This window comes from Brevibacillus sp. JB24b, from assembly GCF_051713385.1.
Classification (GTDB): domain Bacteria; phylum Bacillota; class Bacilli; order Brevibacillales; family Brevibacillaceae; genus Brevibacillus_B; species Brevibacillus_B laterosporus.
In genome coordinates this window covers 1647920-1672066 of record NZ_JBNVQV010000001.1, presented here as the reverse complement: position 1 = coordinate 1672066, position 24147 = coordinate 1647920, and the positions used below count along the sequence as shown (strand labels likewise).

The window sequence follows — 24147 nt, the reverse complement described above, 5'->3', positions numbered from 1 at the left end:
ATTAATGGCTGACCTGCCGTACTTATCCTCATAGATCGATGCACAAAAAGGCCTTGCATCCGCTACGATTAGCGCTGCAAGGCCTTTTTCTTTTCCATGCTTTTGGACTCTACGTATCTTTGCTTTACTCGCTCTTTTTCTTCTTATTTAAAAACGGGATCTGCAAACATAGCGAGCTTCTCAGCAGAATCCTTATCTACCTCAGCATGCAAGCTGTTTCCGTGTGAATCCATTGTGACTATTGCTGCAAAGCCTTTAACACGTAAATGCCACATTGCTTCTGGGATACCAAATTCCATGAAATCTACACCTTCTACCTGCTCAATACAATCCGCGTAGTACTGTGCAGCTCCACCAATAGCATTTAAGTATACGCCTCCATGCTCTTGCAAGGCTTTCAAGGTTTTTGGACCCATGCCACCTTTTCCCATAACTGCTCGGATTCCAAATTTTTTCATGATGTCACCTTGATACGGCTCCTCACGAATACTAGTAGTAGGACCTGCAGCTTTTACATGATAGTTGCCTTCTTCATCTTTTAGCATAACAGGACCACAGTGATAGATAATGCCACCTTTTAGGTCGATTGGGCAATCGTGATCCATCAAGTATTTATGCAAGGCATCGCGTCCGGTGTGCATCATACCATTAATAATGACCACATCACCCACTTTAAGACTGCGAATCTGTTCTTCCGTTATAGGTGCCTCTAATACAACCTCACGGCGCTCAGCTTGTTCCTCGCTTGAGGACATGTCCATATCCACATGATTTTCTTCTGTATATAAATAACGAATGATTTCTCCTGTTTCTGGGTTAATATGCACCCCTTGACGTCGGAATGCCCAGCAATTATAAGCTACTGAGACGAAAAAGCTAGCTGGCAAGCGATTTTCTACACCAATTTTACAGCCAAGCAAGGTGGTATTACCCCCGAATCCCATGGTTCCAATTCCCAGTTCATTCGCTGTTTGCATAATATAATCTTCCAATTCAGCTAACTCGGGGATTGGATTAGAATCATCTGCGCTACGGAACAATTGATGCTTAGCCAGTGAGTAGCCACTCGTACGGTCTCCGCCAATGCCTACTCCGATAAAGCCAGCGCTACAGCCTTGACCCTGCGCCTGATAGACAGCATGCAAGATACACTTACGGATTCCATCCAAGTCACGACCAGCTTTTCCTAGATGGGGAAGCTCACAGGGGAGAGAGTATTGTACGTTTTTATTTTCACAGCCGCCACCTTTAAGAATTAGCTTCACTTCGGCATAATCTTCTTCCCATTGTTCAAAATGAAGAACAGGTGTACCTGGTCCAATATTATCTCCAGAGTTGGCACCCGTTAACGAGTCTACAGAGTTAGTACGTAATTTACCAGTTCTCGTTGCTTCTGCAATCGCTTCCAGAATTGCTTTCTTCATCACGATCTGGTTAACCCCTACCGGTGTCTTAATTTCAAATGTAGGCATTCCTGTATCCTGACAGATTGGTGAAACATTTTCTTCAGCCATCTTAATGTTTTGAGCAATGGTAGTGAGCGATAAAGCAGCACGCGTGCCAGCATCCTCTCTTTTTTTCGCAGCGTTAATGGCATGCCGAACGTCTGGCGGCAGATTAGTGGAGGTCTCCACGATCAACTGCAACATGCTATCTTTGAACTTATCCATGATGGAAGTCGCCTCTCTTTTCAAAAAAGAATAAATACTCTACACAACGATCATAATTATAGCATAGCAAAAAAATAGGTGCGACCCTTCCGATTGTGCGTTTTTTCTCAGCCAACTGAGATACAACCTCTCCCTATACCAGTCATCCTCGCTGTGATATCATGAAGATACTTTTTGAACGGAATAAATGGAAGAGGAGTAGGGCCCACATGCATTATTTTCAAATGACGTTGCCTGCTACACTGACCGGATTGGCAGTAGTTTTACTCATTGGCTTACTCCGCTTGCAGTGGCCTTTTCGCTACCATTACAGAACGCTGTTATGCAAGCGGAACCCTGAGCGGATGCAAATAATCTTGGAGTCTTCTTACCTAAAAAACAAAACGCGCTCAGTAGCACTACTCGACAAATCGAGTCAACAGTTACTACAAGGAAAGTACGATGCTGCTGAATCATATGTTACGCAAGCCATTATACTGTGCAAAGAATCTCCAACACTGTTTCATCGTGCTCTCTTACAGCATCTCTTTTACAATTTGGCCGTTGCCTGCTATTATCGGGGACGATATCGGGATGCACTGCAAATTGGCATACATCTATATAAAAGGGACCCACGTATGCATAGTGCTCTGGGCATCATTATTTGCTGTCAAGCTCGAATGGGAGACCTTCCAGCTGCTAAGCACGCATTATCGTTGTTACAGCAAAGACGAATTCGCCCTGTCCTGCTTTATTTTTGTTTAGCAGAAATGGAAGCCGCAGAAGGCCATTATACTCTTGCAGTAGAACATATTGAAAAAATCAGGCATTATGCATATTCTCAAACGCTGTTTCTCCGTAAAGAAGAACTTGAATTGCGTCTAAATGAATGGACAAAAGCGGCTTCTCACGCTGGATGATACGGTGCTGTATTTAACTTGTGGGCTGTAGTCATTTTTCCTTCAGCTCACAAGTTTTTTGTGTAAAATTTCGCCCAAAAATTGATCCAATCTTTTGCAACCTCATTTTTTCATATATTCATCGTCCGATTCTTATCGTAATACTGGTATGTTAACATTCTTCGTTCTCATTATTCCAAAAATACAAGGATATAAGTTCTCTGTGCAGATTTCATTTACTCAAATAGAAAAACCCTTGATGTACAAGGGTTTCGGAGCTTCATGAAAATATAATTGAATGAAATACGCGTCTTTTAATCCTCCTACCTTGGTGAGGATTTTTTTATCTAACTAGTCACTCGGATTAGCTAGGCCAAGCGTTGCTCCGTGTATTGAGACAATATGCCTACAATTTCTTGGAGAAATTGCTGAATATTTCCTTGTAGAATGGGACCATGTCCTGTTGCCAATATCTCAATGGGCCATTGTAGTAATGATTTGGTTGCTTCTAAAAATCCAATAACTTGATCTACATCTGGACAACGTTGTAACCATGCTCCGAAATAAAAAATAAGTTCTTTTCGACAATTCTCCTGATAACCGATCACCTGCTCAATATCCATACCAAAAAAATGAAGATGATCGCCAATAAAACAAATATTTGTTTCGGAATCAAAAAAAGCTACTGAGCCCTCTGTATAAGTTGGTAAGTTCACAAATGAAAACAGCCCAATCTGACCTTTTTCTCCCGTAAAGGAATGACCGAATAACGTTTGTGAAAAATCATCTAGTTCAAAAAAATCATGCAGGTGAATCCAGTTTTGGCTTGTAGCAAACAACTCCACATTACCAATATGATCAGGCAAACGATGGGTACATAGTACATCTTCCACTTTATCTGAAGTGGCACCAATATCCACAAGTGCTTGCTGAAAATACGAACGATGCTTTTTAAGATTTGTATCAATTAAATAAAACCGTCCATTTCGTTCCACTACATAATTATTGATGTAACTTTTCCATGAGTCTTCATAAGTGATAATCGTCCAAACACCGGGAGCAATTTGGCAGGTGACATTGGTCAAATTCCCATCTCTCCTCTCCGTGAACCGTTATGTAACATCCATCGTAAATACGATATCCTCCGTTATTTCCCTCTTATATTCCTATTATACAACATTTTTCACGAAAAGATTGCGAAAAAGCATGATTACCCTCGTTTTTCTTCCAATTTCCGGTCATCTGTAAAAATGTTGTCAGAAATAGGTACGTTTCATTTTAATATATATAAAAAATAGTTTACCAAAAAAATATTGTAAATATTCAGAATATACATTATACTGAGCATGTCTTACAAAAACGAACGATAAAGGAGGTGCTTACTTATGAAAATCCAATCTAAAAAAATGGAGAAAGTTGCTCCTACTCTTGTTGGCTCTTCCGTTTAATTTGGAACTAGGTCGTCTTTTCAGGAAAATTACAAACTAATAAACTTACAACACAAAGGGGGTACCATTATGAAAATCCAAGCTAAAAAAATGGAGAAAGTTGCTCCTACTCTTGCTAACACTTGCGTTTAATTTAAATAGTTCAATTCATAAACAGTTACATTAACCGAAATTACATTACAAGGAGGTACTCACTATGAAAATCCAAGCTAAAAAAATGGAGAAGGTTGCTCCTACTCTTGCTAACACTTGCGTTTAATTTAGTTCGAAACGAGGCACTACATATTAACCCAAGCTAGTAATAAAAAAGATGGTTGGGCCATTTCTGGCTACCATCTTTTTTACCGTATGAACTTATTGGATTTGATTTTTCTCTTCCATAACCTCGGTAACTAAAATAACACCATGCGAGAAAGTTGTCCCGCCTCCGTAAGCACCTGCGACCCCCACCGTTTCTGCAATTTCTTGCTGGCTAGCTCCTTCTGCCAAAGCAGCCTCCATATGATAAACAATACAGTGCTCATTACCTGTATATAAAGAAATTCCAAGGGCCATTAGATGCTTCTGTTTGCTATCAATTACACCTGGAGCAAAGCATGCGCTGGTAAATTGATTGTAGGCTTGTAATACATTGGGCATCATTCGTCCAAACGACTGTAAGCCATCGCGATATTGTTCCGCTAATAAATGTTCTGCCATGTTACTTCCTCCTCTAGTATCCAATTCCCCCTTATGTTTCCACCTTCTTCTTACATTCATGTATTCTTTTTTTCGTGCCATCGGGTAATACTACTTTCATCGAACCTATTTGGAGAAAGGAATGAGCATGATTGATCCGCCTAGGCTATGCCTGCATCAGTATGGCAACCAAGAACAATCCAAATAAAAAGACAACTTTAGGACAACTAGCAAAGCTTTCTCCTCCTGATCAGTTAAAAAAATTACGGAAAGTCATGCAAACCAATTTTTTTAACCTATTAGATCTGCTGCAATACAATGTGGAGCATGGAATATTTTTGTACCGATTACCTTCTGAATTTGTGCCTTTTGCCACCCATCCTGTTGCCGAGCATTGGGATTGGGCAAAGGAATTTACTTGGGATTTTAATAAGGTAGGAGAATATATCCGTAAACACGGCATACGAATGACAGCCCATCCAGGTCATTACAGTATTTTAAATACTCCGTCAAACAAAGTTCTGGAAAGTACCAGAAAGGATTTTTATTATCATGCCTCTGTCTTTGATTTAATGGGCTTGGATGAAAATTCAGTGTTAGTTACTCATGTAGGAGGCGTTTATGGCGATAAAGAATCCTCACTCACTCGATTTGAGGAGAATTTTTCAAAGCTACCAGAGATAATAAAAAAGCGCTTGGTAGTAGAAAACGATGACACTTCTTTTACTATGCAAGAAGTCTTACACTTATGTGAGCGTATTAAGATCCCTATGGTTCTTGATATTCATCATCATCGCTGCCTCCATAATGGAGAGAATTTGGCTGAATACTTACCTCGTATCATCAATACTTGGGGAACTCGGATAGTTAAAATGCACTTTTCTACACCTAAATCAGAAAAAGAGTATCGCAGTCACGCAGATGATATCTTGTATGAAGACTTTATGTCATATCTCCCTCTATTAAAGGATTACAATGTTGATATCATGTTGGAATGTAAAAACAAGGATGAAGCCCTGTTGAAATTGCGCAATGAGATGCTGGCAAATGGCCAAACTCACGAATCGATTTATATGTAAGCCGTTAAACAAAAAATAAGCCCACAATCACCGGGATAGTGGGTTTTAACTGATATGAAAGAATTCAAGCTTCCAAGTGGACTATTTTCTCCAACGACCACATTTACCGCTACACGTACCGCTGCATGTACCTCCACATTCACCTCCACCTTCTTTTCCATAATGGGAGGAACTAGGGGCTGCAGATGAGCAGCTGGATGAGGAATGGGAAGTGGAGTGCGCGCTACATGAATCAACTGAATGATAGTCGTCGTAATCATAACATTTTTGGTAGTAGTAATTCATTTTTTCCTTGTGATGCCTATACATTTGATAATATTTGTGATAATGCCTTGGAGACCTTCTATATCGCAAGCATTTATCCTCATAACCCATCATCTTTTCATAATGGAAATGGTACTTAAAGATATAAATCTCTATTTTTGGTTGTACTACAGGAGGAGTTGGTTTTCGTTTAGGCATCTTTGGCATTGGTTGCATGGGCCTTGGATGCATAGGCCTTGGATGCATAGGCATTGGGTGCATGGGCCTTGCAGGCATTCTGGGATATTCCTTTTTTGGTGCTGGTCTTGGCATCATACCCTTAGGTGGATACTTTTCTCTGGCAGGTATATATCTGCTACTACTTTCCATTCGACTGACCCCATCCTTTCATTAATCCATAACTTACATGACATATTGCATGGTATGATAGATAACCAGTATATGCACCCCTGACCATGGCCCAATTTGGGTGAAGACCCGTGCCCAAAATTAATTTTTACAAACACTTGTATTGACCTTTACCTATCCTTTTGCCATAATAACGATATTAAAAAAAGCGAGGAATAGCGAATGAGGGTAACATGCCAACGTGAACGTGACATGTCAACTATATATCAGGGTAACAAGGGGTTAGGAATTCGTTCCTAGCCCCTTTTATTTTCGCTCTCTGCTCTGCTAAAGGAGGAAATTAATAATGTCCATTCAACACGCACTAGCATTAGACGGTACTTCCCTTTCTATCGAACAAGTTGTCATGGTAGCTCGCAATCATCATGCGATTTCTCTTTCTTCTGAAGCTGTGTCCAAAGTACTCCGCTCTCGTGTAATGGTTGAAGAAATGGTACGAGAAGAAAAAGTGGTATATGGAATAACGACAGGGTTTGGTAAATTTTCAGATGTGATGATCTCTCAAGACGATGTTAGCCATCTTCAAGAAAATTTAATTATGAGCCATGCTTGCGGCATGGGGGAGCCATATCCTACAGAAGTGGTTCGTGCCATGATGACTCTAAGAATCAATGCTTTATCTCAAGGCTTTTCAGGCATTCGTTTGGAGACCCTCCAATTGTTGGTAGAGATGTGCAATCGTGGTGTTCATCCCATTATTCCTCAACAGGGTTCTCTAGGAGCTAGTGGCGATTTGGCTCCTCTAGCTCACATGGTATTGGTTATGCTAGGTAAGGGGGAAGCTGAATACCAAGGAAGTCGGATGCCAGGGAAGGATGCTTTGCAAAAAGCTAATCTAACTCCTGTTCGTTTGGTAGCAAAAGAGGGTTTGGCACTAATTAATGGTACACAAGCAATGACCGCTCTCCTATGCCTTGCCCTGTATGATGCTCGTTCTCTTATGGAAAATGCTGAGGTAATTGCTTCGTTAACAGTAGAAGCGCTCCATGGAATTCCCAAAGCGTACGATGCCAGATTGCATGCTGTTCGACCTCATCCAGGTCAGCAAGAGTCTGCTCGTCGGATGTTACAACACCTAGCAAATAGCGAACGTACAACCCAACAAGGTGAAATTCGAGTACAGGATGCCTACAGCCTGCGTTGTATCCCACAGGTACATGGAGCTACTCGTGATACACTGGAATATGTTTGGCAAACCGTAACACGTGAGTGCAACAGCGTAACGGATAATCCAGTCCTGTTTTCTGAAACGGGAGATGTCATTTCAGGCGGAAATTTCCATGGTCAACCAATGGCGCTAGTTGCCGATTTTTTAGCCATTGCTATGTCTGAGTTAGCCAATATTTCCGAACGACGTACAGAGCGACTTGTTAACCCTCAACTCAGTGACCTCCCTGCATTCCTGACACCGAATGGCGGTTTGCATTCTGGATTTATGATCGCTCAATACGTTGCTGCTTCTATCGTTTCTGAAAACAAGGTACTATGTCATCCGGCTTCTGTTGACTCTATCCCATCCTCTGCGAATCAGGAAGACCATGTAAGCATGGGAACGACCTCAGCTCGTAAGCTTCGTACCGTTTTAGCCAATGTACGTAAAGTACTAGCTATTGAATATATATGTGCAGGTCAAGCAATTGAATTCTCTACCGGAAAACTGGGAGAAGGAACTTCAAAAGCATACCAGCGTCTGCGTTTTGCAATACCAAAGCTCGTGGAAGATAGAGAGTTGCATGTAGATTTAGCTTTAGCAGAACAACTTTTAAAAGAAGATATCTTATCTACAAACGAAGAATGACAGCAACACACTCAAAAAAGGCACAGATGTCATGAAAGTCCTCTGTGCCTTCTTGAGTTTATCGTTACATACAAGAACAGATATTTTATTAGACTTTCTGAAAATAACAAGAAAAAGAGCAAAAGATAGGCTTCTACTCTTTTCAGTAACTATTATTTTTGTACAATATTTACTCTTTTATTTCATAATGAAGCGAATCCGCTCTTTATATTGATTCCAGTGAGTAAGGATTTGATTTGCTTTATCTGTGCGCTTCTTAATGATTTGTTTCATCGAATCATTTGGTATCTTTTTGGGGTAGCATTTCAGATCAAAAACATTTTGTTTAGGACCAGCCTTCATCCTTCCCCCTCCTTTTTATCAGTATATGGAGAAAAAACAAAATGTAAACTCCACAAGGAGAAAATAAAAAAAAGCCCTAATTCTTAGGACTTTTTATCTGCATGCTTTGATCCACTAAGTGTCGCAGCAATTTGTATATTATTCTCTTCTACAACACGGGAAGCCATAAGATTAAAGCCCTGAATGATATCTTTAGCAGCCTTTTGTCGTTTTTTATTTATTTCATTTTGTGTTAAGGATACGATTCTTTTTAGGTCAGTATCATCTTGATAAGAGGTTGTCATCTGAGCTCTCCTCCTTCTTAGGAAATCCAGTACTTTGCAGTAAAAGACATAGAACATGAATCAACCTAAACAGTAATTTATTATCAATTATATCACGAATAGTCAAGTCTACCGCTTTTTTGTTTCGATCTCGATGGAAATGAAGATTATAAACCCACATCTCATTATTACCCATTTTCATCAGATAAGAAGCGATATAATAGTTTTTACGAGGTTCGTTGAAAAGAGGGTCAGTAGATTTAGTTTTAACGACCTGCACAGCAGCCCAGGTTGCGTGTTCCTTGGAATCCATACTGATTAAACCTAAACTATGACCACTTGTGCCTTCATCAGCAATTTTCTTTAGGAATGCCCCTTCCATCTTATAGATCGTAAAGTCTGCAATTAATTTCAAGTCAGAAACCGAAAACCGGCCATTCCGATATCTGTATAAAATGGTAATTAGCCGGTCAAGTAAATCGGCCATGTATTCAGAGGATAAGTTGGCCTCACTTAGTTCATTGTATAGCTGATTGAGAGATTGATCTGCTTTCGTAATAATTGAGTTTATAACCTCTTTTTGCCGTAATAATTCTGCTTCTAAACCATTGTTTTGTTTTAAAAGATAGGCTTCTTTTTCCTCATATCTGGCTTGATGAGTCGATGTAAAGCTATCAAATTCAATTTTTAGCTTTTCAAACGTCTTATTTAATTCTTCTTCACCATTTAGAGAATTATTTACAATGTATAACAACCCTTTGAAGGAGAAATCCGAAAACAAAAAGCTCCCAGTAAAAAGATCATACTCTCTTCTTTTTAAAAATCGGTACGCTCCCACATGAAAATGAATACTATCTAATTGCGTCATCAGCCAAAGATTCCTGCCTGTTGAGATGACCAGAATGAACCCTGATATTGTGAAACCTAGTAGAGATGAAACACCTAGATAGGGAACTGCAAGAGGGATGCCAATAATACTGGCACTAGGTATCACTGAGCCTAGTGATTTAACAATCCCTTGTGAATCTAAATTCTTCACGGAATCAATTATTCTTTTAAAATCTGGAACAAGCTTTAATAAGAGTGGCATAATCCAGCCTTGGTTCTGAGTATCCTCGTAGCTTTTACGAAACTTTTTCATAACTGGGTCAAAATTTTCTGACAGCCTGATGAGTGAATTATGGTAATTGGTACCTATTGTTTGTTTGATACCCATTTTTCCCAGCCTAAATGGCTGATTCACCTCCTATGGGTGGAATATTTGTTACGAACTGTCCCATAGGTGCTATTTCTTTACGTCAGCTATTTTACTTATTCTGCTTTTATTTACTTTTCCCTAGTATTTTCTGGTATTTATTTTTCTTTTTTAGCCCAACATAAAAAAAGCCCAATCCCTAGTAGCGATTGCTCTTAGGATTAGGCTTCTCTTTTTTGCTATATATCCTTCGTAATATCTAATGAATCATAGAACTGCTGAGTTGCATTACGACGTTCCCTACGCATTTTAATACGTTGTGGTGCTGTTTGATATAGATAAATTTCTTCTTCCGTTTCTGGAATGATTGGTGGTACAGGAGTAGGTTTTCCATTTTCATCTAAAGCGACAAATGTGACAAACGAAGTAGCTGTTAATTGGCGTTCCCCAGTTTGCAAATTCTCACTGATGATTTTGACAAAAACTTCAACAGATGTACGCCCCGTAGAGGTAACGAACGCATCCACACACACCGAGAAGCCCAGCTTTGCAGGTACGATAAAGTCAACCGAATCAATCGAAGCTGTCACAACTGGCTTGCGAGAATGGCGCATTGCTGCAATAGCGCTCACTTCGTCAACATAAGACATAATCGTCCCGCCAAAAATGGTTCCATGATGATTCGTATCTGAAGGTAAGATAAGCGATGCTTTCACCGTGCGTGATTCTTTGACCGTCTTTCCTTTTAACTCCATGTCCATAGCAGTTTCTCCCTCTCTAGCTGTACTGATATATGGCTTCTATAACCGCCTGATACGCATCCTCACCAAAAGAGCGTTCGATAAGCTCTCGGCCCCAGATATAAGCAGGCTGATATCCATCTAATGAAAAAAGCTGTTCGTCAATATGCGTTGCTTGTTTACGTTTTTCCTGGTTAGCACAGTAGAATATTTCCAAATATTCATGACCCCAACGTGAAAAGGATGCGGTCTCTTCCGTTAAAGCAGTTATTAGAATGTTTTCATTATCCATCATCACGAAATCAATCGGGTATAACTGACAACTAAACGGTTTTATGGAATAAACATCCTTTTGCTCGCGCAGACCATGAGCATGAAGCAAGCAACAACGCTGTCCATCTACTTGACCATAGAATAGACAGGAACCTTTTTCCATACGCACAACTCCTGGTTCAGCCGATTCAAAGCAACCGTGCTCCATGACCCTTTGTTGTGATCGACCGTTCAGATAGGCGGCAGCAACAGAGCGACTCTCTGCTTCAATTAGAGAAAGCTGCCAGTCTTGCACGGCATACGGTTGTCCATTCTCACAACACGTTTCACGATGAACAATATGACAATTGAAGCAATCTAGATGACAAGGCCTTTGCAGGGCATCTACATCAATGTAGAAATGCCCCTTTTGCACAAGGCGATTTTTTTTCTTCTTTACATATTTATGAAAATGGTACGATTCTTTTTGGGACATCCGCTCCGTCGTACCGTAATATCCGTAGGTTACATCATTTCTCATTTTGCTAGAACAAGCTCCGCCTCTGTACCGAAAATGCGTACTAGTTGTTCTTCACTTACTCCAAGGTCTTGCTCATTTGCTGGGATTTCCATTAGAATCTCAATTTCGTCCTCTTCTTCTAAGAAACGAAGTGTAAGATCTTTTTCCTCAAACTCATTATCTTTTAGGCTCACCTCAAGCAAAGTTCCACGAAAAGTAGTTACTACCTCGTCTTCTTGCTCATCGCCTTCCCAGTCTGTATAAGTGACTTGTACTTTCTGATTCACATATGCTTTATCTAGTATTTCCATAAGGGCAGCATGGTTATGAATATCCATAGTTACCTCCTTTTATTCTGAAAGAGTAGCACTTTATCTGTTAGCTTACCCGCTACCGTACTCTTTTGAAAAGCTTTTTTTATTTGTAAACGTTTCCTTTTTTCGACTTTACTTTTTTATTGCATGAAAAATCATACGTGGAGAGCTTTCCTTGTCGTATGGTTGGAAGGCGTAGTCACCAAAGACTTGAATCTTGATAAATCCAGCATCCTCTAGCATGCCCATCATCTGTTCTAGTTCAAATAATCGAACCTGCTCCTGATAGATACGTGGCTCTCTTTCTTCAGCATCGTGGATCGAAATCTCTTTTTTTACAAAACCATCTTCAAGACGACGACGTTCTGTAATCAATAAGCCATTTGCTTCTCGTTCAGATTTTGGAACCAGATGTTCTTTTACATAACTAGGGTTAAGGTAATCAATAACGACTTCTCCACCCGAACGTAAAGCTTTCGCCATATTTTTAACAACCTGAGCACTCTCTTGGTCATCAGAAAAATATCCAAAGCTCGTAAACAAATTAACAACAATATCAAATTCCGATTCAAACGGAATGTCTCTCATATCATACTGATAGTACGTAACCTGCTGTGGATCATTAAGTAGCTCGGCCTGCTCTAACAGCACGGAAGATAAATCGATTCCCACTACCTCATAGCCACGTTTTACAAGAGCTCGTGAATGTCGACCGCTCCCACAGCATAAGTCTAGAACTCTTCCCTCACGTTTAATAGGTAAACGTTCCAATAAATTATGTATTTCTTGATCCGCAGAAGCCTCATCTCGATGCTGGTATACCAGCAGATAGTCTTCTCGGAAGCTTTTTTCAAACCAAGCGTCTCCCATGCTCTCTACTCCTTTGATTCTCATTTCGTCTGTTACATCTGTAACTACTTCGGTTATTATATCATACCCCGATCTGAACCTTTTACATTTGCCTGTTTGAAGAAAACTTAGCTTTACGATCTCTGACCAGGCAAGCTCTTCACCCTAGATAATCAAAATCCAAAGCCTTAGCTATTCCACATCGTTGTAGCAAAACGACGGCTTTGCTTGTTCTTTTCAGCAAAGCCGTCGGGCACTACTAGCGTCTATAGTGACGAGCTGTATTAATTTTATCAGACAAACGTGCCAGTACAACTTCTACAGAGTTGATATCGTCCATCACATCGTATTCATTGATATTAACACGCAAAACCGGGCAAGATGTAAAATTATTAATCCAATCGTCATACCTAGCATACAAATCCTCCCAATAGCTGAGGGGTGTTTGTTGTTCCATTGGACGGCCGCGTTCTTGAATGCGATGAATGATATCCTCGTAGTTTCCCTCTAGCGAAATCAGTACGTCTGGGTGTGGAAAATAAGGCGTCATCACCATTGCTTCGAATAGATGTGTATAGGTCTGATAATCCTCATCCGTCATATTGCCCTGATCATGTAGCATCTTGGCAAAGATGCCTGTATCTTCATAAATAGACCGGTCTTGCACAAATCCTCCACCGTAGTCAAAGATACGTTTTTGTTCCTTGAAGCGTTCTGCTAGGAAAAAGATTTGTAAATGAAAACCCCACCGCGATAAATCATCATAGAAAAGGTCTAAATAAGGATTGTTGTCTACTTTTTCGTAGGAAACACGGAATCCAAGCAAATCAGCTAGCGCTTTCGTAAACGTTGATTTGCCCACACCCACCATTCCAGCAATCGTAATGACCGCATCGCTTGGAATTTGATACTTTTCACGCAATTGATTCGTTTGAAAAACCGACATGATTAACTCCTTATCGCTGTTTAGTAAGATTGTTAGGCAAAAATTCTGCGACACGCTTTATGACATAATCCAAATCTTCTGGTTGGTGTACATAATCAAGTTGGTCACATTCAATTGTCAGTACAGGGATTTTTGGATGCAACAATTGAAATTGGTGCATAAATTCCTCATAATCTGAGATCAAATTCTCCATATAAGTCCGTTCAATCATATGCTCCATCTCACGACCACGTAGTGCTATCCGTTGCATCGCCGTTTCGACAGAAGCTTTTAAATAAATGACTAAATTAGCTTGAGGAATATCACTGGTCAAGATACCATAAATTTGCTGGTACTTCGGTAAATTATCTTCACTCAATGTCCGTTTAGCAAATATTGTATTCTTAAAAATATTGTAATCAGCCACAACGGAATACCCATTTTGCAGCCGTTTGGTTATATCTTGTAATTGTTTATATCGATTGCAAAGAAAGAACATCTCAGTCTGAAAGCTCCACTCCGAAATATTTTCATAGAACTTGTCCAAGAATGGATTCTCATACACAATCTCTTCCAAAAGCTCCAAGCCCCACTGCTTGCTAATCGCCTTTGACAAAGAGGTTTTGCCAACCCCAATCGGGCCTTCCACCGTAATAAAAATGGATTTCATACGTATCTGTACCCCTCCCAGTAAAACCAAAACGAATTTCATTTTACCATGTAAAACAATCATTTGTCGAAAGGAAAAAACATATTGCCTAGGTAACAAGTCATTATACATACAATTCCGATATGTTATTATGTAATTAAGAATTACCGGGAAAAAAGTCACAGGGAGGAATAGTACATGCGTGTTGCTCAAACCATGGCTGATTTAATCGGTCAAACTCCGATTGTCCAGCTACATCGATTGGTAAGCCCAGACATGGCACAGGTCTTTGTCAAATTAGAAAAATATAATCCGAGTGGCAGTGTCAAAGACCGAGCTGCGTACCATATGCTTGTAGAAGCAGAAAAAGCAGGAAACCTTTTAGCCGATTCTACCGTCATCGAACCAACCAGCGGCAATACAGGCATTGGTTTAGCAATGGCATGTGCCGCTAAAGGATACCCTTGCCTTATTGTTATGCCAGATACGATGACCCGCGAGCGTATTCAACTGTTACGTGCTTACGGAGCAGAGGTCGTTCTCACCCCTGGCGATGAAAAAATGGCGGGTGCCATCCGTAAAGCCCACGAGTTAGCCGCTAGCATTCCAAACAGCTTTATCCCAATGCAGTTCGAGAATACTTCCAATCCAGATATTCATCGTCATACCACTGCTTTAGAAATTATTCAACAGATGGGGGACTCGCTTGATGGATTTGTGGCAACGGCAGGCACAGGTGGGACCATTACAGGATGTGGTGAAGTATTACGTCAGCATTATCCAGCTCTGCACATATCCGTAGTAGAACCTTCTGGATCACCTGTATTAGCAGGCGGAAAACCAGGTCCCCATCAAATTGTAGGTACAAGTCCAGGTTTTATACCATCAATTCTCAATCAACAAATTTACGATGAAATCATTCATATAACTGATGAGCAAGCAATTGAGACCACACGTAATCTTGCTCGACTAGAGGCGATCTTAGTTGGTCCTTCTTCAGGTGCAGCAGTTTATGCAGCTTTGCAGGTAGCCAAACAATTGGGTCCTGGAAAAAACGTGCTTGCCATTTGTGCAGACAGTGGAGAACGTTACTTGTCTAGTAATCTATTTTCATTCCTACCCTGAATTTTGTTACATAGGTGATGCTACTGTGCATATATGCAAAAAGATCATGCGAGGACATATACCTGCACGATCTTTTTGTTATACGCGTCCAGAAGAAGCCGTCTACTCCTAGCATGGGCTTACGTAAAATATTCAATCTTAGCATCTGGAAAGAGCCGAACGATCTCTTTTTGCATGTGTGTCTTTAATGCATTGGCTTGGATATCAGGGTAGATATACTTGCCCTTCCCATACTTCCCCCATTTATATTTCCGTTCTTCTTCGTTCATGATTAATTTTGTTTTCGGGTATCTCTTTAGAATTAGTCCTTTGGCTATTTTAGTAAATCGGTGCTGTATCAATTCAAAGGTGATATCCTTTTTGGCATCATCATCAAGTCGTGAGCTGAGACGTTCCAACAAATCTGTATATCCTGCTTCCCAGCCCTCAAACCAATACAGTGGTGCAATAATAAATCCCAGTGGATATCCTGCCATAGCTACCTTCCCCGCTGCCTCAATACGCTGTTCAAAAGATGATGTTCCCGGTTCAAAATTACGAATGACATAATCTGCATTCATACTAAAACGAAAACGGGTATGCTTGTTATGCTTTGCATCCAGTAAAGAGTCGACTTGATGAAACTTGGTTACAAAGCGTAACCGGCCCAATGGTTGCCTTCCCATAAATTCAATCGCTTTTTTTAGATTTCCCGTTATATGTTCAATATTAATCGGATCTGATGTACAAGCCGCTTCAAATCGAGTGATTTCAGGTATACGCTCCTGTATATATGCTTCTGCCTTTGCTAAAATTTCGTCTGTATTAACATAGACACGAACATATGGTTTTGTACCTATATTTGTGTTTAGATAGCAATAGTGACAGTGAGCAGCACATCCCGTTGCAAGGGGAAGCGCATATTCAGCAGACGGCTTAGACTGTTCGAATTTAAGTGTTTTTTTGACGCCAACCACTAAAGTACGTTTAGCATTGCGGTACTGTTGCAGGTCCGTTTCTCCCGGAATCCCACGTACTTGATTGTGGCTTGTTGTCATTTTTATAGGGATGTCTGATTTCTGGTATTTCTCATGCAGTTGTTTACCTAGTGGAAAGGTAAGCGCATCTGGTTCAAAATAAACTAAATCGGGTTCAAAATATCGAGTTGGACCTGTTGTTCCATTCTCCCCTGTCTGATTTCCAAAGACCTGCTTGGCAGTGGATGGTCTTTCCAATACCTGAGTAGTCATGTTATCACTCCCCTTACTACTAGCATTTCCGTGTTTAACACATCAGTAGCAAGGTGAATATTGGTTATTATAATTGCATTTCTTTCTTCATAGTATGAAGTACCTGCAATGCCCTGTCTTTTTCTCCAATAGGAACCTGGAGATTATAAATGAAGGTTGCTCCGCTCTTTTTGGACGTAATTCTACTTCGGATATGAGCCAGTTTTAATCTCTGCCGATAATCCTCAGCTGCTCTCGGCAAACCATACGACTGATGTATACTTACCCATTTAACCCACATGAAGCATCACTCCTTCCTTAATTTACGAAAACGCTTACATCTATAGATAATTCTATCCAGAAAAAGGTAAAAAACAGAATAATTATTCTACTATCATATGCGATCTGTCTAACAAAGCACACCTCTCCCGTCAAGATTTATTTCAATTTTTTTTGTAAAATCGTGATAATAAACGAGAGAGGGCTTCCATCATGAGGTAACTTAGAGTGGGAGTTGAACCCAATGGTTTGTTGGCCCATGACCAGAGCCAAGATTCGGTGCCGTCTGAATAGCTGTTACGATAAACTGCTGTGCGGTATGAAAAGCAGTTACAGCATCAGCACCTTTAGCTAATTCAGCTGTAAGACATGCTGAGAATGTACAGCCTGTTCCATGTGTATGTCGAGTGGGAATTCGTTCATGTTCAATTTCATGAAAATGCTGACCATCAAATAATATATCGGTCAGTCGATGATCAAGCATATGCCCACCTTTCATGATTACATGAGCTACTCCATAATCGTGGAGATGTTTTGCTGCTTCCTTCATATCAGACAAGGTTTCAATGGTTCTCTCTACTAAAACTTCAGCTTCCGGTAAATTGGGAGTAATAACGTAAGCTTGGGGAAGAAGATGCGTCAAAAGCGCTTGCACCGCTTCATCCTGAAGTAATTTGGCACCGCCTTTAGCAACCATAACAGGATCAATAACCAATTTTGTTTCATGATGCTTGCGGAGTTGTTCGGCTACCGCTTCGATAATTGGAGCATTAGCCAGCATGCCTGTCTTAATAGCTTCAGCAGGCAGGTCATCCAATACTACTCTGATTTGATCTGAAACGAACTCTGGTGTCATTACGTGAACACCGTGAACACCCTGTGTGTTTTGAGCGGTAATAGCAGTAAGAGCACTGGTACCATAAACTCCTCTTTGATGAAAGGTTTTAAGATCCGCCTGTATTCCAGCTCCTCCTCCACTATCGGAACCTGCAATTGTCATGGCTATATATGGTTTCTTCACTTCGACTCCCCCGCTCTATGTACCAATCTTCTGTCTATTCCTTTTTCAGTATAACAGAAGAAAGTCATATTCCCCAAATGTCAGCTTTAGCCACCTACTGATTTCCGTCGCTGTTTTCTCTGTATTTGGTAAACAATCCAAGTCGGATGTTTGCGAGCCGTCTTATAGAGGGACAACTGACGTACAAATAATAAAAATAATAATGCTGTAACAAATAAAAGAAATACCATGCTAATCTGTCTTGTTGTTGTGTAAGGTAAAACAAATAATAAAGCCAATGGACATAAAATAATGAGTGATGCATTTGTAAACCGTTTCTCTCTCTTCTTTACTTGCTCTGCTGTTACAATCTTCTTATCCAAACAATCTCGTTGCTGAGAAGTTAGGATAGGGCGCCACTTGCCAGCGGTACTAATTTCAAGACCGGCTCCTACATAAATCACACCAAGTAAGGCGTACATCCACCACGCTGTTACATTAAAAAAGGTATGTATAAGTTTTCCTGAAATAAATAACAAATCAACAGAGGTTAGAAAACCATAATACGCATGGAACAGCAGGCTTAAAACTTGTCTTCGATGTTCATAAGGCTGAATAGAAATCCAAATTCCCATGACAATCGTAATAAAATGCAAGGCAAGTAAAGCATAGGTAACTCCCTCAGGATGCGCAGGCTCTATTTGAAGGGCAAACCATATGACTAAGATATGAATCAATAGAATGGCTATGTACATCGCTCTTGAATGAACAAACGGTATAGCAATGAAGTGATGACTCTCAGATTTCATTTGTTGGTTTTCTGTTTCAAGGGGCAGGTTCTGCTTGATGAGGTTTACTTTCACAGGAATTTACCTACTCTCTTTATATGATAAGTATTTATAATAAAAGTAGGCGAATTTAGCTCTATTTTGCAAGCAATTTTTTAAGTAAACATAATTTTCATTTATATCTGAAAATAAACAAGCAGCCGAATTCATTCGACCGCTTGTTTATTATGCCTTTAGTCTTCCATAGTAGATAAATCTCCGGTCGGTAAACCTAACTCCCACGCTTTTAGCACACGACGCATGATTTTACCAGAACGAGTTTTTGGCAACTTATCGCGGAACTCAATCTCACGTGGTGCTGCATGTGCTGCCAACCCTTCTTTGACAAATCGCTTGATGTCATCCATCAGCGTATCGCTTGGCTCATATCCATCACGAAGAGCAATAAAGGCTTTAATTACTTCTCCACGTACTGGGTCTGGTTTCCCGATGACCCCGGCTTCAGCAACAGCAGGATGTTCAACCAATTTACTCTCTACTTCAAATGGTCCAACACGTTCACCAGAAGTATTAATTACATCGTCAATACGCCCCTGGAACCAGAAATAACCTTCCTCATCCTTATAAGCAGAATCACCTGAAATATACCATCCAGGTATATGAAAATACTCTTCATACTTGGCTGGATTCTTCCAGATTGCCCGCATCATAGATGGCCAGCCCGCTTTAATAGCCAAATTCCCCATGCGATTTGGTGGCAATTCATTTCCTTGATTATCCAAAATGGTCGCATAGACACCCGGTATTGGTTTGCCCATGGAACCAGGCTTAATTTTCATGCTTCGATAATTTGATATTAATTGTCCACCTGTTTCTGTCATCCACCAGTTATCATGAATACGTTTTTCAAATACCTTCATACCCCAATACACAACTTCTGGATTAAGAGGCTCTCCTACACTCAATATATGACGTAAAGAAGAAAGATCATATTTTTGAACTGATTCTTCGCCTGCTCCCATCAGCATGCGGAAAGCTGTTGGGGCACTGTACCAAACGGTAATCTTGTTTTTCTCAAGCGTTCTGTACCAGTCATCTGGTGTGAATCGGCCACCACGCACAACATTAGTTACACCATTCAGCCAAGGAGAAAAGATACCATAAGAGGTTCCCGTCACCCATCCTGGATCGGCGGTACACCAATAAACATCATCATCTTTTAAATCCAGCACCCATTTTCCTGTTTGGAAATGCTGAATCATAGCATTGTGCACATGTAATACTCCCTTTGGTTTTCCAGTTGAACCTGACGTATAGTGTAAAATCATACCATCTTCTCGATTCAACCAAACCATGTCGAATTCGTCGGAAGCTTGTTCCATTTGTTTCTCATAGCTTACTTGTCCCTCTGTTACCTCATCTTTCGCTCCCACTAAAATCACATGCTTGAGGTGAGGAAGCTCCTTAACCGGAACTCGCGGTAGTAAGTTCGGAGTTGTTACGATAGCTACTGCTTCGCTATCTGCTAGTCGATCACGAACAGCAGCCTCCATAAAAGCTTCAAATAAAGGCCCTACAATAGCCCCATTCTTTAAAACCCCCAACAAGCTAACATACAGCTCTGGAGTACGTGGCATGAAAATAAATACGCGATCTCCTTTATTTACTCCCAAATCATGAAGTACGTTAGCAAAACGATTAGAAAGCCTACTTAAGTCACCGTAGGTATAGCTTTCTTCTCGTATAGAATCACTATAGACAAGCGCTACTTTATCTTTCTTTTCTGAATTAGCATGACGATCAATCGCTTCATAGGCCATATTAACCTTCCCAGTCTCGTACCAACTGAATTGTTTCTCAACATCTTCCCATTGGAAGGTTTCATAAATGTGATCGTAATCTGTTAAGTTACTATTTTCTTGTGTTGCTGGAATGCTTTCAACCTTCATATCCTTCACTCTCCGATTCTCTAGGTTCATGTACTGAGAGGTCTTCCGACATACATATTTCTCCATTTAATAACCAATTCCTCTTAACCTTTTGATTATTCTAACATTTTAGATAAATCAACGCTACCCATGAATATGGCACCATCGGCATAGTGGGAGCGAAGCTGGCTCCCTCATTACCTTGAGAGTATCAGGTTACACGATCCATACATTTAGGTGAGTGAAAGATCCCCTACTTTGTTTTTGTATGAAAACAGGCTAATATAACGGTTAGATATTTAAAAACGTGGAGTAAGTAGACTCAGCTCATACTCATATTCATCCCCGAGTACATACTCTTTTAAGATGTGACTCATCCTACTAGCTACCTTTTGCTGAGGTTGTTCCCCTCTAGCTTAAGGTCACCTTAGAATTTGTTTTGTTCAATCGTACCACCTCTAACATACAGCTTAGCAAAAGCGCTTTAAAGGAGATTTCAGACATGACTCTCGTGCGTCTTCAGCATGTTTATAAACGTTATGCAGGTAGTGTAACTGCTGTTTCTGATTTTGATTTGGACATTCAAGATAGAGAATTTTTAGTAATTACAGGTCCCTCTGGTTGCGGTAAGACAACTACTTTGCGTATGATCGCAGGACTAGAAGATATTAGCCAAGGAAACCTTTATCTTGGAGAACAAATAGTAAATGATGTTAGCCCTAAGGATCGCAATATTTCTATGATCTGCCAAAGTTATGTGCTTTATCCACATATGAACGTTTATGAAAATATGGCTTTTGGACTTACATTACGCAAATATTCAAAAGAGGAGATTGACAAGCGAATTAGAGATATAGCCCAAATTCTCGATATTACCCATCTGTTATATCGTAAACCAAGAGCCTTATCAAGTGGTCAACGTCAACGTATTTCCCTAGGTCGGGCCATTGTACGACAGCCACAAGTTTTTCTAATGGATGAACCCTTCTCCAGTCTTGATGCAAAATTACGCGTGCAGATGAGATCTGAAATTGCGACCTTACATAAACGTAGAGAATCCACTATTATTTATGCAACTGATGATCAGAATGAAGCAATGACTATGGGGGAACGGGTTGTCGTTATGAAAGAAGGTTGCATTCAGCAAGTGGCATCTCCTGCTGAGATCTATCATTATCCAGCAAACCAATTTGTTGCTAGCTATATTGGTTCTCCTCCCATGAATTTCATTCCTGGAATATTAGAGGAAATCGTTAATCAAATTTATTTTGTTAGTAATGGATTTCAGGTGGTCCTTCCGCAAGATAAAGCCAACATTGTCAGAAACAAAAGCTATGTCGGAAGGAAAGTTATTTTTGGCATCCGTCCTGAAGATTTTCACTGTTATGATTTTTTGTCACAAACGTCCACTCTAGCTCTGGATAATAGGCTAAGCGTTGTAATTGAAGTAGTGGAAAATATGGGCCCTGACCAGTACATTTATTTTAGTAATACCCAAACGAATCAAATGGTAGCTAAATTGGATGCTCGCGAATATATCAAGGTAGGTAGTAGTATCTGTATAGGCATGGATCTACATAAAATTCATCTATTTGATAATGAAACGAAATTGGCTATTTTCACAAAATAATATGATTGGCATCTCCTACAATTAGATAAATAGTAGGAGATGCCTTTATTTTTACTCTGTACGGACGCTTGCCTCGCTATCCTCTTCTCGTATGTTTGTCTCGTCAACAGTCCCTAGCGCATAGGAATCACTTACCTGCTCATGGGTCACTGCTAACCCTTTACTCTGCATGTCATTGCTTTGGTAATCATTGATATCATATGATTTCGTGACGTACTGATTACTTGAAGTCTTTTTATTGAAAGCCTCATTTTTTTGGTTAGCCAACTTACATACCTCCATTGGTCATTTATCATTCGTTCCTCTTTTAGTTTGCTTTGTACCTTTTATTTTTAACCATTTGCCCCACTAAGATTTTCCGTCATAAAGAACCGGTAAACGTAAAGGCTAAGGATAATCAAATGTGGGGAGGAGTTTGAGTGAAAACCATCTTTACACTATTATTTGTTGGCCTTTTAGCAGGTGTTTTGTTTACGGGAGGTCATTGGCTCACTCCAGGAAAACAAATGCCGCAAGCAGTGAAATCCCCTACCTCACGGACTTTAGAAAACAAAAAAGAACCACCTACCGTGACCCAAGATGAAGTGCGGGTTCCCAAAATTAACTATGTAGAACAAGTTCGAGACATGCGCCGAGATATGGAGCGTCGACAGCATATCAAGACCATTCATCACAACAAAAAGGATAAGAGCCATTATGTGGAGCGAGAGGTAGTGGTTCACTTCACTCCCCGCCCTTCCAATCAAGATTTACAGAAGATGCTACGTAAGGTAGATGGCTATGTAAAAAAGGACTTTAAAAAAGCAATGATCATTAAATCTCGCTCACTATCTACTGAACAGCTTATGAGGTATTTTGCAGAACATCCAGACTCAGTGTATGCCGAGCCAAATTATTTACTGTTGCCAAATAAACAGCCTAATGACACCTACTACAAACGCTATCAATGGAACCTAAGCCAGCTTGGGATGGAACAAAGCTGGGAAATTACTGAAGGCTCCAGTCAGGTCATTGTAGCCGTAGTCGACACAGGGGTTGATTTAACCCATCCTGAGTTTAAAGGGAAATTGGTGAATGGATACAACGTAATAAATGTCGGTAAGCGTCCACAAGATGATAACGGTCACGGTACACATGTAGCAGGAATTGTCGCCGCTCGTACCAATAATCAGGATGGGATAGCCGGTATTTCGTGGAAAAGTAAAATTATGCCTGTTAAAGCAATTGGAGCAGACGGTAGTGGCAGTGCCATCGACATCGCACAAGGAATTGAGTGGGCTGTTGACCATGGGGCCTCTATCATTAATTTAAGTGTAGGTAACTACGTGTCCTCCGCAGCCCTGAAGGCAGCATGTACGTATGCTTATCAAAATGATGTAGTTCTTGTAGCAGCCACTGGGAACGATGCAAGTGAGCAGCCTAGTTACCCTGCTGCTTTTCCAGAAGTAATTGGCGTATCAGCCGTCGATCAGGATGAGAATCTAGCTGATTTCTCTAATTATGGGAAAACGGTTAGTTTAGTTGCACCAGGAGTAGATATACCTAGTACTTATATACACAAAGACTATGCCGCATTGTCAGGTACATCTATGGCTTGTCCACATGTTGCAGCTGTAGCCAGTTTACTCCGTTCTGTCAATCCAACTCTTAGCAACAGGCAGGTCAGACAAATCTTAGAGAAAACAGCAACAGACTTGGGTACACCAGGTAAGGATTCGTTATTTGGGTACGGATATATCAATGTAAAAAAAGCACTACAGCAAAGTCAAATGGGACAGGAAGCTGCACCTTTATCACCTCCCCCATCTACACCTTCCACTGGTAACCAAGCTCCAGTCACTGGTTTCCAGCGTTTTATAGAGCATCTGATCGGTCGTTATCTTCAGTCGTTTCGTACTCACCAGCAATAAAGTATAG

The 24147-nt window shown here is 40.4% G+C and carries 24 protein-coding genes; 6 read left to right on the top strand and 18 right to left on the bottom strand.

All coding sequences use genetic code 11. From position 1 onward, the window contains the following. Positions 1-143: 143 nt before the first annotated feature. Positions 144-1670, bottom strand: coding sequence for a fumarate hydratase (locus ACQV1I_RS08175; protein ID WP_094699268.1), 1527 nt, complete (start codon positions 1668-1670; stop codon positions 144-146). A gap of 209 nt (positions 1671-1879) precedes the next feature. Here ACQV1I_RS08175 and ACQV1I_RS08170 point away from each other — a divergent pair, with 209 nt between their 5' ends. Beyond that, positions 1880-2569, top strand: a complete 690-nt coding sequence (locus ACQV1I_RS08170; RefSeq protein WP_094699269.1) for a tetratricopeptide repeat protein — start codon at positions 1880-1882, stop codon at positions 2567-2569. A gap of 347 nt (positions 2570-2916) precedes the next feature. Here the strand turns inward: ACQV1I_RS08170 and ACQV1I_RS08165 are convergent, their stop codons facing one another. Together ACQV1I_RS08165 and ACQV1I_RS08160 are read right to left on the bottom strand one after the other, a co-directional pair. After that, positions 2917-3633 carry an MBL fold metallo-hydrolase gene (locus ACQV1I_RS08165; RefSeq protein ID WP_104033389.1) on the bottom strand — a complete coding sequence of 239 codons (717 nt, stop codon included), beginning with the start codon at positions 3631-3633 and terminating at the stop codon, positions 2917-2919. Positions 3634-4350: 717 nt separating this feature from the next. Then, positions 4351-4695: a carboxymuconolactone decarboxylase family protein gene (locus ACQV1I_RS08160; RefSeq protein ID WP_018673078.1), complete on the bottom strand. Its 345-nt coding sequence runs from the start codon at positions 4693-4695 to the stop codon at positions 4351-4353. A gap of 131 nt (positions 4696-4826) precedes the next feature. Here ACQV1I_RS08160 and uvsE point away from each other — a divergent pair, with 131 nt between their 5' ends. Beyond that, a complete protein-coding gene (uvsE, locus tag ACQV1I_RS08155; RefSeq protein ID WP_018673077.1) occupies positions 4827-5753 on the top strand; it encodes a UV DNA damage repair endonuclease UvsE in 927 nt (308 codons plus the stop codon). Positions 5754-6711: 958 nt separating this feature from the next. Beyond that, the gene (hutH, locus tag ACQV1I_RS08150; protein ID WP_094699273.1) at positions 6712-8223 is read left to right on the top strand and encodes a histidine ammonia-lyase; all 1512 of its coding nucleotides are present in this window, start codon (positions 6712-6714) and stop codon (positions 8221-8223) included. Between the two features lie 177 nt (positions 8224-8400). On the opposite strand, the gene ACQV1I_RS08145 is transcribed toward hutH, so the two are convergent. From ACQV1I_RS08145 to ACQV1I_RS08105, 9 genes are all read right to left on the bottom strand, one after another. Then, positions 8401-8565 carry a hypothetical protein gene (locus ACQV1I_RS08145; RefSeq protein ID WP_018673074.1) on the bottom strand — a complete coding sequence of 55 codons (165 nt, stop codon included), beginning with the start codon at positions 8563-8565 and terminating at the stop codon, positions 8401-8403. Between the two features lie 83 nt (positions 8566-8648). Continuing rightward, positions 8649-8849, bottom strand: a complete 201-nt coding sequence (locus ACQV1I_RS08140) for a hypothetical protein (RefSeq protein WP_018673073.1) — start codon at positions 8847-8849, stop codon at positions 8649-8651. Then, positions 8827-10044, bottom strand: coding sequence for a hypothetical protein (locus ACQV1I_RS08135; protein WP_116334560.1), 1218 nt, complete (start codon positions 10042-10044; stop codon positions 8827-8829). Before ACQV1I_RS08135 ends, ACQV1I_RS08140 begins: the two co-directional genes overlap by 23 nt. 218 nt (positions 10045-10262) lie before the next feature. Then, positions 10263-10784, bottom strand: coding sequence for an acyl-CoA thioesterase (locus tag ACQV1I_RS08130; protein WP_018673071.1), 522 nt, complete (start codon positions 10782-10784; stop codon positions 10263-10265). A 16-nt stretch (positions 10785-10800) separates the two neighbouring features. Next, positions 10801-11556, bottom strand: coding sequence for a DUF3109 family protein (locus ACQV1I_RS08125; RefSeq protein ID WP_094699275.1), 756 nt, complete (start codon positions 11554-11556; stop codon positions 10801-10803). Next, a complete protein-coding gene (locus ACQV1I_RS08120; protein WP_018673069.1) occupies positions 11553-11873 on the bottom strand; it encodes a hypothetical protein in 321 nt (106 codons plus the stop codon). Before ACQV1I_RS08120 ends, ACQV1I_RS08125 begins: the two co-directional genes overlap by 4 nt. 108 nt (positions 11874-11981) lie before the next feature. Then, on the bottom strand, positions 11982-12719 hold the full coding sequence (locus ACQV1I_RS08115; RefSeq protein ID WP_094699276.1) for a class I SAM-dependent methyltransferase: 738 nt from the start codon (positions 12717-12719) through the stop codon (positions 11982-11984). A gap of 238 nt (positions 12720-12957) precedes the next feature. After that, positions 12958-13644, bottom strand: coding sequence for a deoxynucleoside kinase (locus ACQV1I_RS08110; protein WP_018673067.1), 687 nt, complete (start codon positions 13642-13644; stop codon positions 12958-12960). 10 nt (positions 13645-13654) lie between these two features. Beyond that, complete coding sequence (locus ACQV1I_RS08105) at positions 13655-14293, bottom strand: deoxynucleoside kinase (RefSeq protein ID WP_018673066.1); 639 nt, start codon at positions 14291-14293, stop codon at positions 13655-13657. Between the two features lie 177 nt (positions 14294-14470). Here ACQV1I_RS08105 and cysK point away from each other — a divergent pair, with 177 nt between their 5' ends. Next, the gene (gene cysK / locus ACQV1I_RS08100; RefSeq protein ID WP_116334559.1) at positions 14471-15397 is read left to right on the top strand and encodes a cysteine synthase A; all 927 of its coding nucleotides are present in this window, start codon (positions 14471-14473) and stop codon (positions 15395-15397) included. A 119-nt stretch (positions 15398-15516) separates the two neighbouring features. Here cysK and splB read toward each other — a convergent pair whose 3' ends face one another. From splB to acsA, 5 genes are all read right to left on the bottom strand, one after another. Next, on the bottom strand, positions 15517-16626 hold the full coding sequence (gene splB, locus ACQV1I_RS08095) for a spore photoproduct lyase (RefSeq protein ID WP_094699278.1): 1110 nt from the start codon (positions 16624-16626) through the stop codon (positions 15517-15519). Between the two features lie 67 nt (positions 16627-16693). Beyond that, positions 16694-16906, bottom strand: coding sequence for an SPOR domain-containing protein (locus ACQV1I_RS08090; RefSeq protein ID WP_003338143.1), 213 nt, complete (start codon positions 16904-16906; stop codon positions 16694-16696). Positions 16907-17107: 201 nt separating this feature from the next. Next, positions 17108-17905, bottom strand: a complete 798-nt coding sequence (thiD, locus tag ACQV1I_RS08085) for a bifunctional hydroxymethylpyrimidine kinase/phosphomethylpyrimidine kinase (protein WP_116334558.1) — start codon at positions 17903-17905, stop codon at positions 17108-17110. 86 nt (positions 17906-17991) lie between these two features. Beyond that, positions 17992-18747 carry a hypothetical protein gene (locus ACQV1I_RS08080; protein ID WP_116334557.1) on the bottom strand — a complete coding sequence of 252 codons (756 nt, stop codon included), beginning with the start codon at positions 18745-18747 and terminating at the stop codon, positions 17992-17994. A gap of 158 nt (positions 18748-18905) precedes the next feature. Beyond that, positions 18906-20621 (bottom strand): acetate--CoA ligase, encoded by a 1716-nt coding sequence (gene acsA, locus ACQV1I_RS08075; protein WP_094699281.1) that lies wholly within the window; start codon positions 20619-20621, stop codon positions 18906-18908. Positions 20622-21102: 481 nt separating this feature from the next. On the opposite strand from acsA, the gene ACQV1I_RS08070 reads away from it, so the two are divergent. Next, a complete protein-coding gene (locus tag ACQV1I_RS08070) occupies positions 21103-22230 on the top strand; it encodes an ABC transporter ATP-binding protein (RefSeq protein WP_116334556.1) in 1128 nt (375 codons plus the stop codon). 51 nt (positions 22231-22281) lie between these two features. On the opposite strand, the gene ACQV1I_RS08065 is transcribed toward ACQV1I_RS08070, so the two are convergent. Further along, positions 22282-22497, bottom strand: coding sequence for a YozQ family protein (locus ACQV1I_RS08065; RefSeq protein ID WP_094699283.1), 216 nt, complete (start codon positions 22495-22497; stop codon positions 22282-22284). A 152-nt stretch (positions 22498-22649) separates the two neighbouring features. Here ACQV1I_RS08065 and ACQV1I_RS08060 point away from each other — a divergent pair, with 152 nt between their 5' ends. After that, a complete protein-coding gene (locus ACQV1I_RS08060) occupies positions 22650-24140 on the top strand; it encodes a S8 family peptidase (protein WP_116334555.1) in 1491 nt (496 codons plus the stop codon). The last annotated feature ends 7 nt before the right edge of the window (positions 24141-24147 follow it).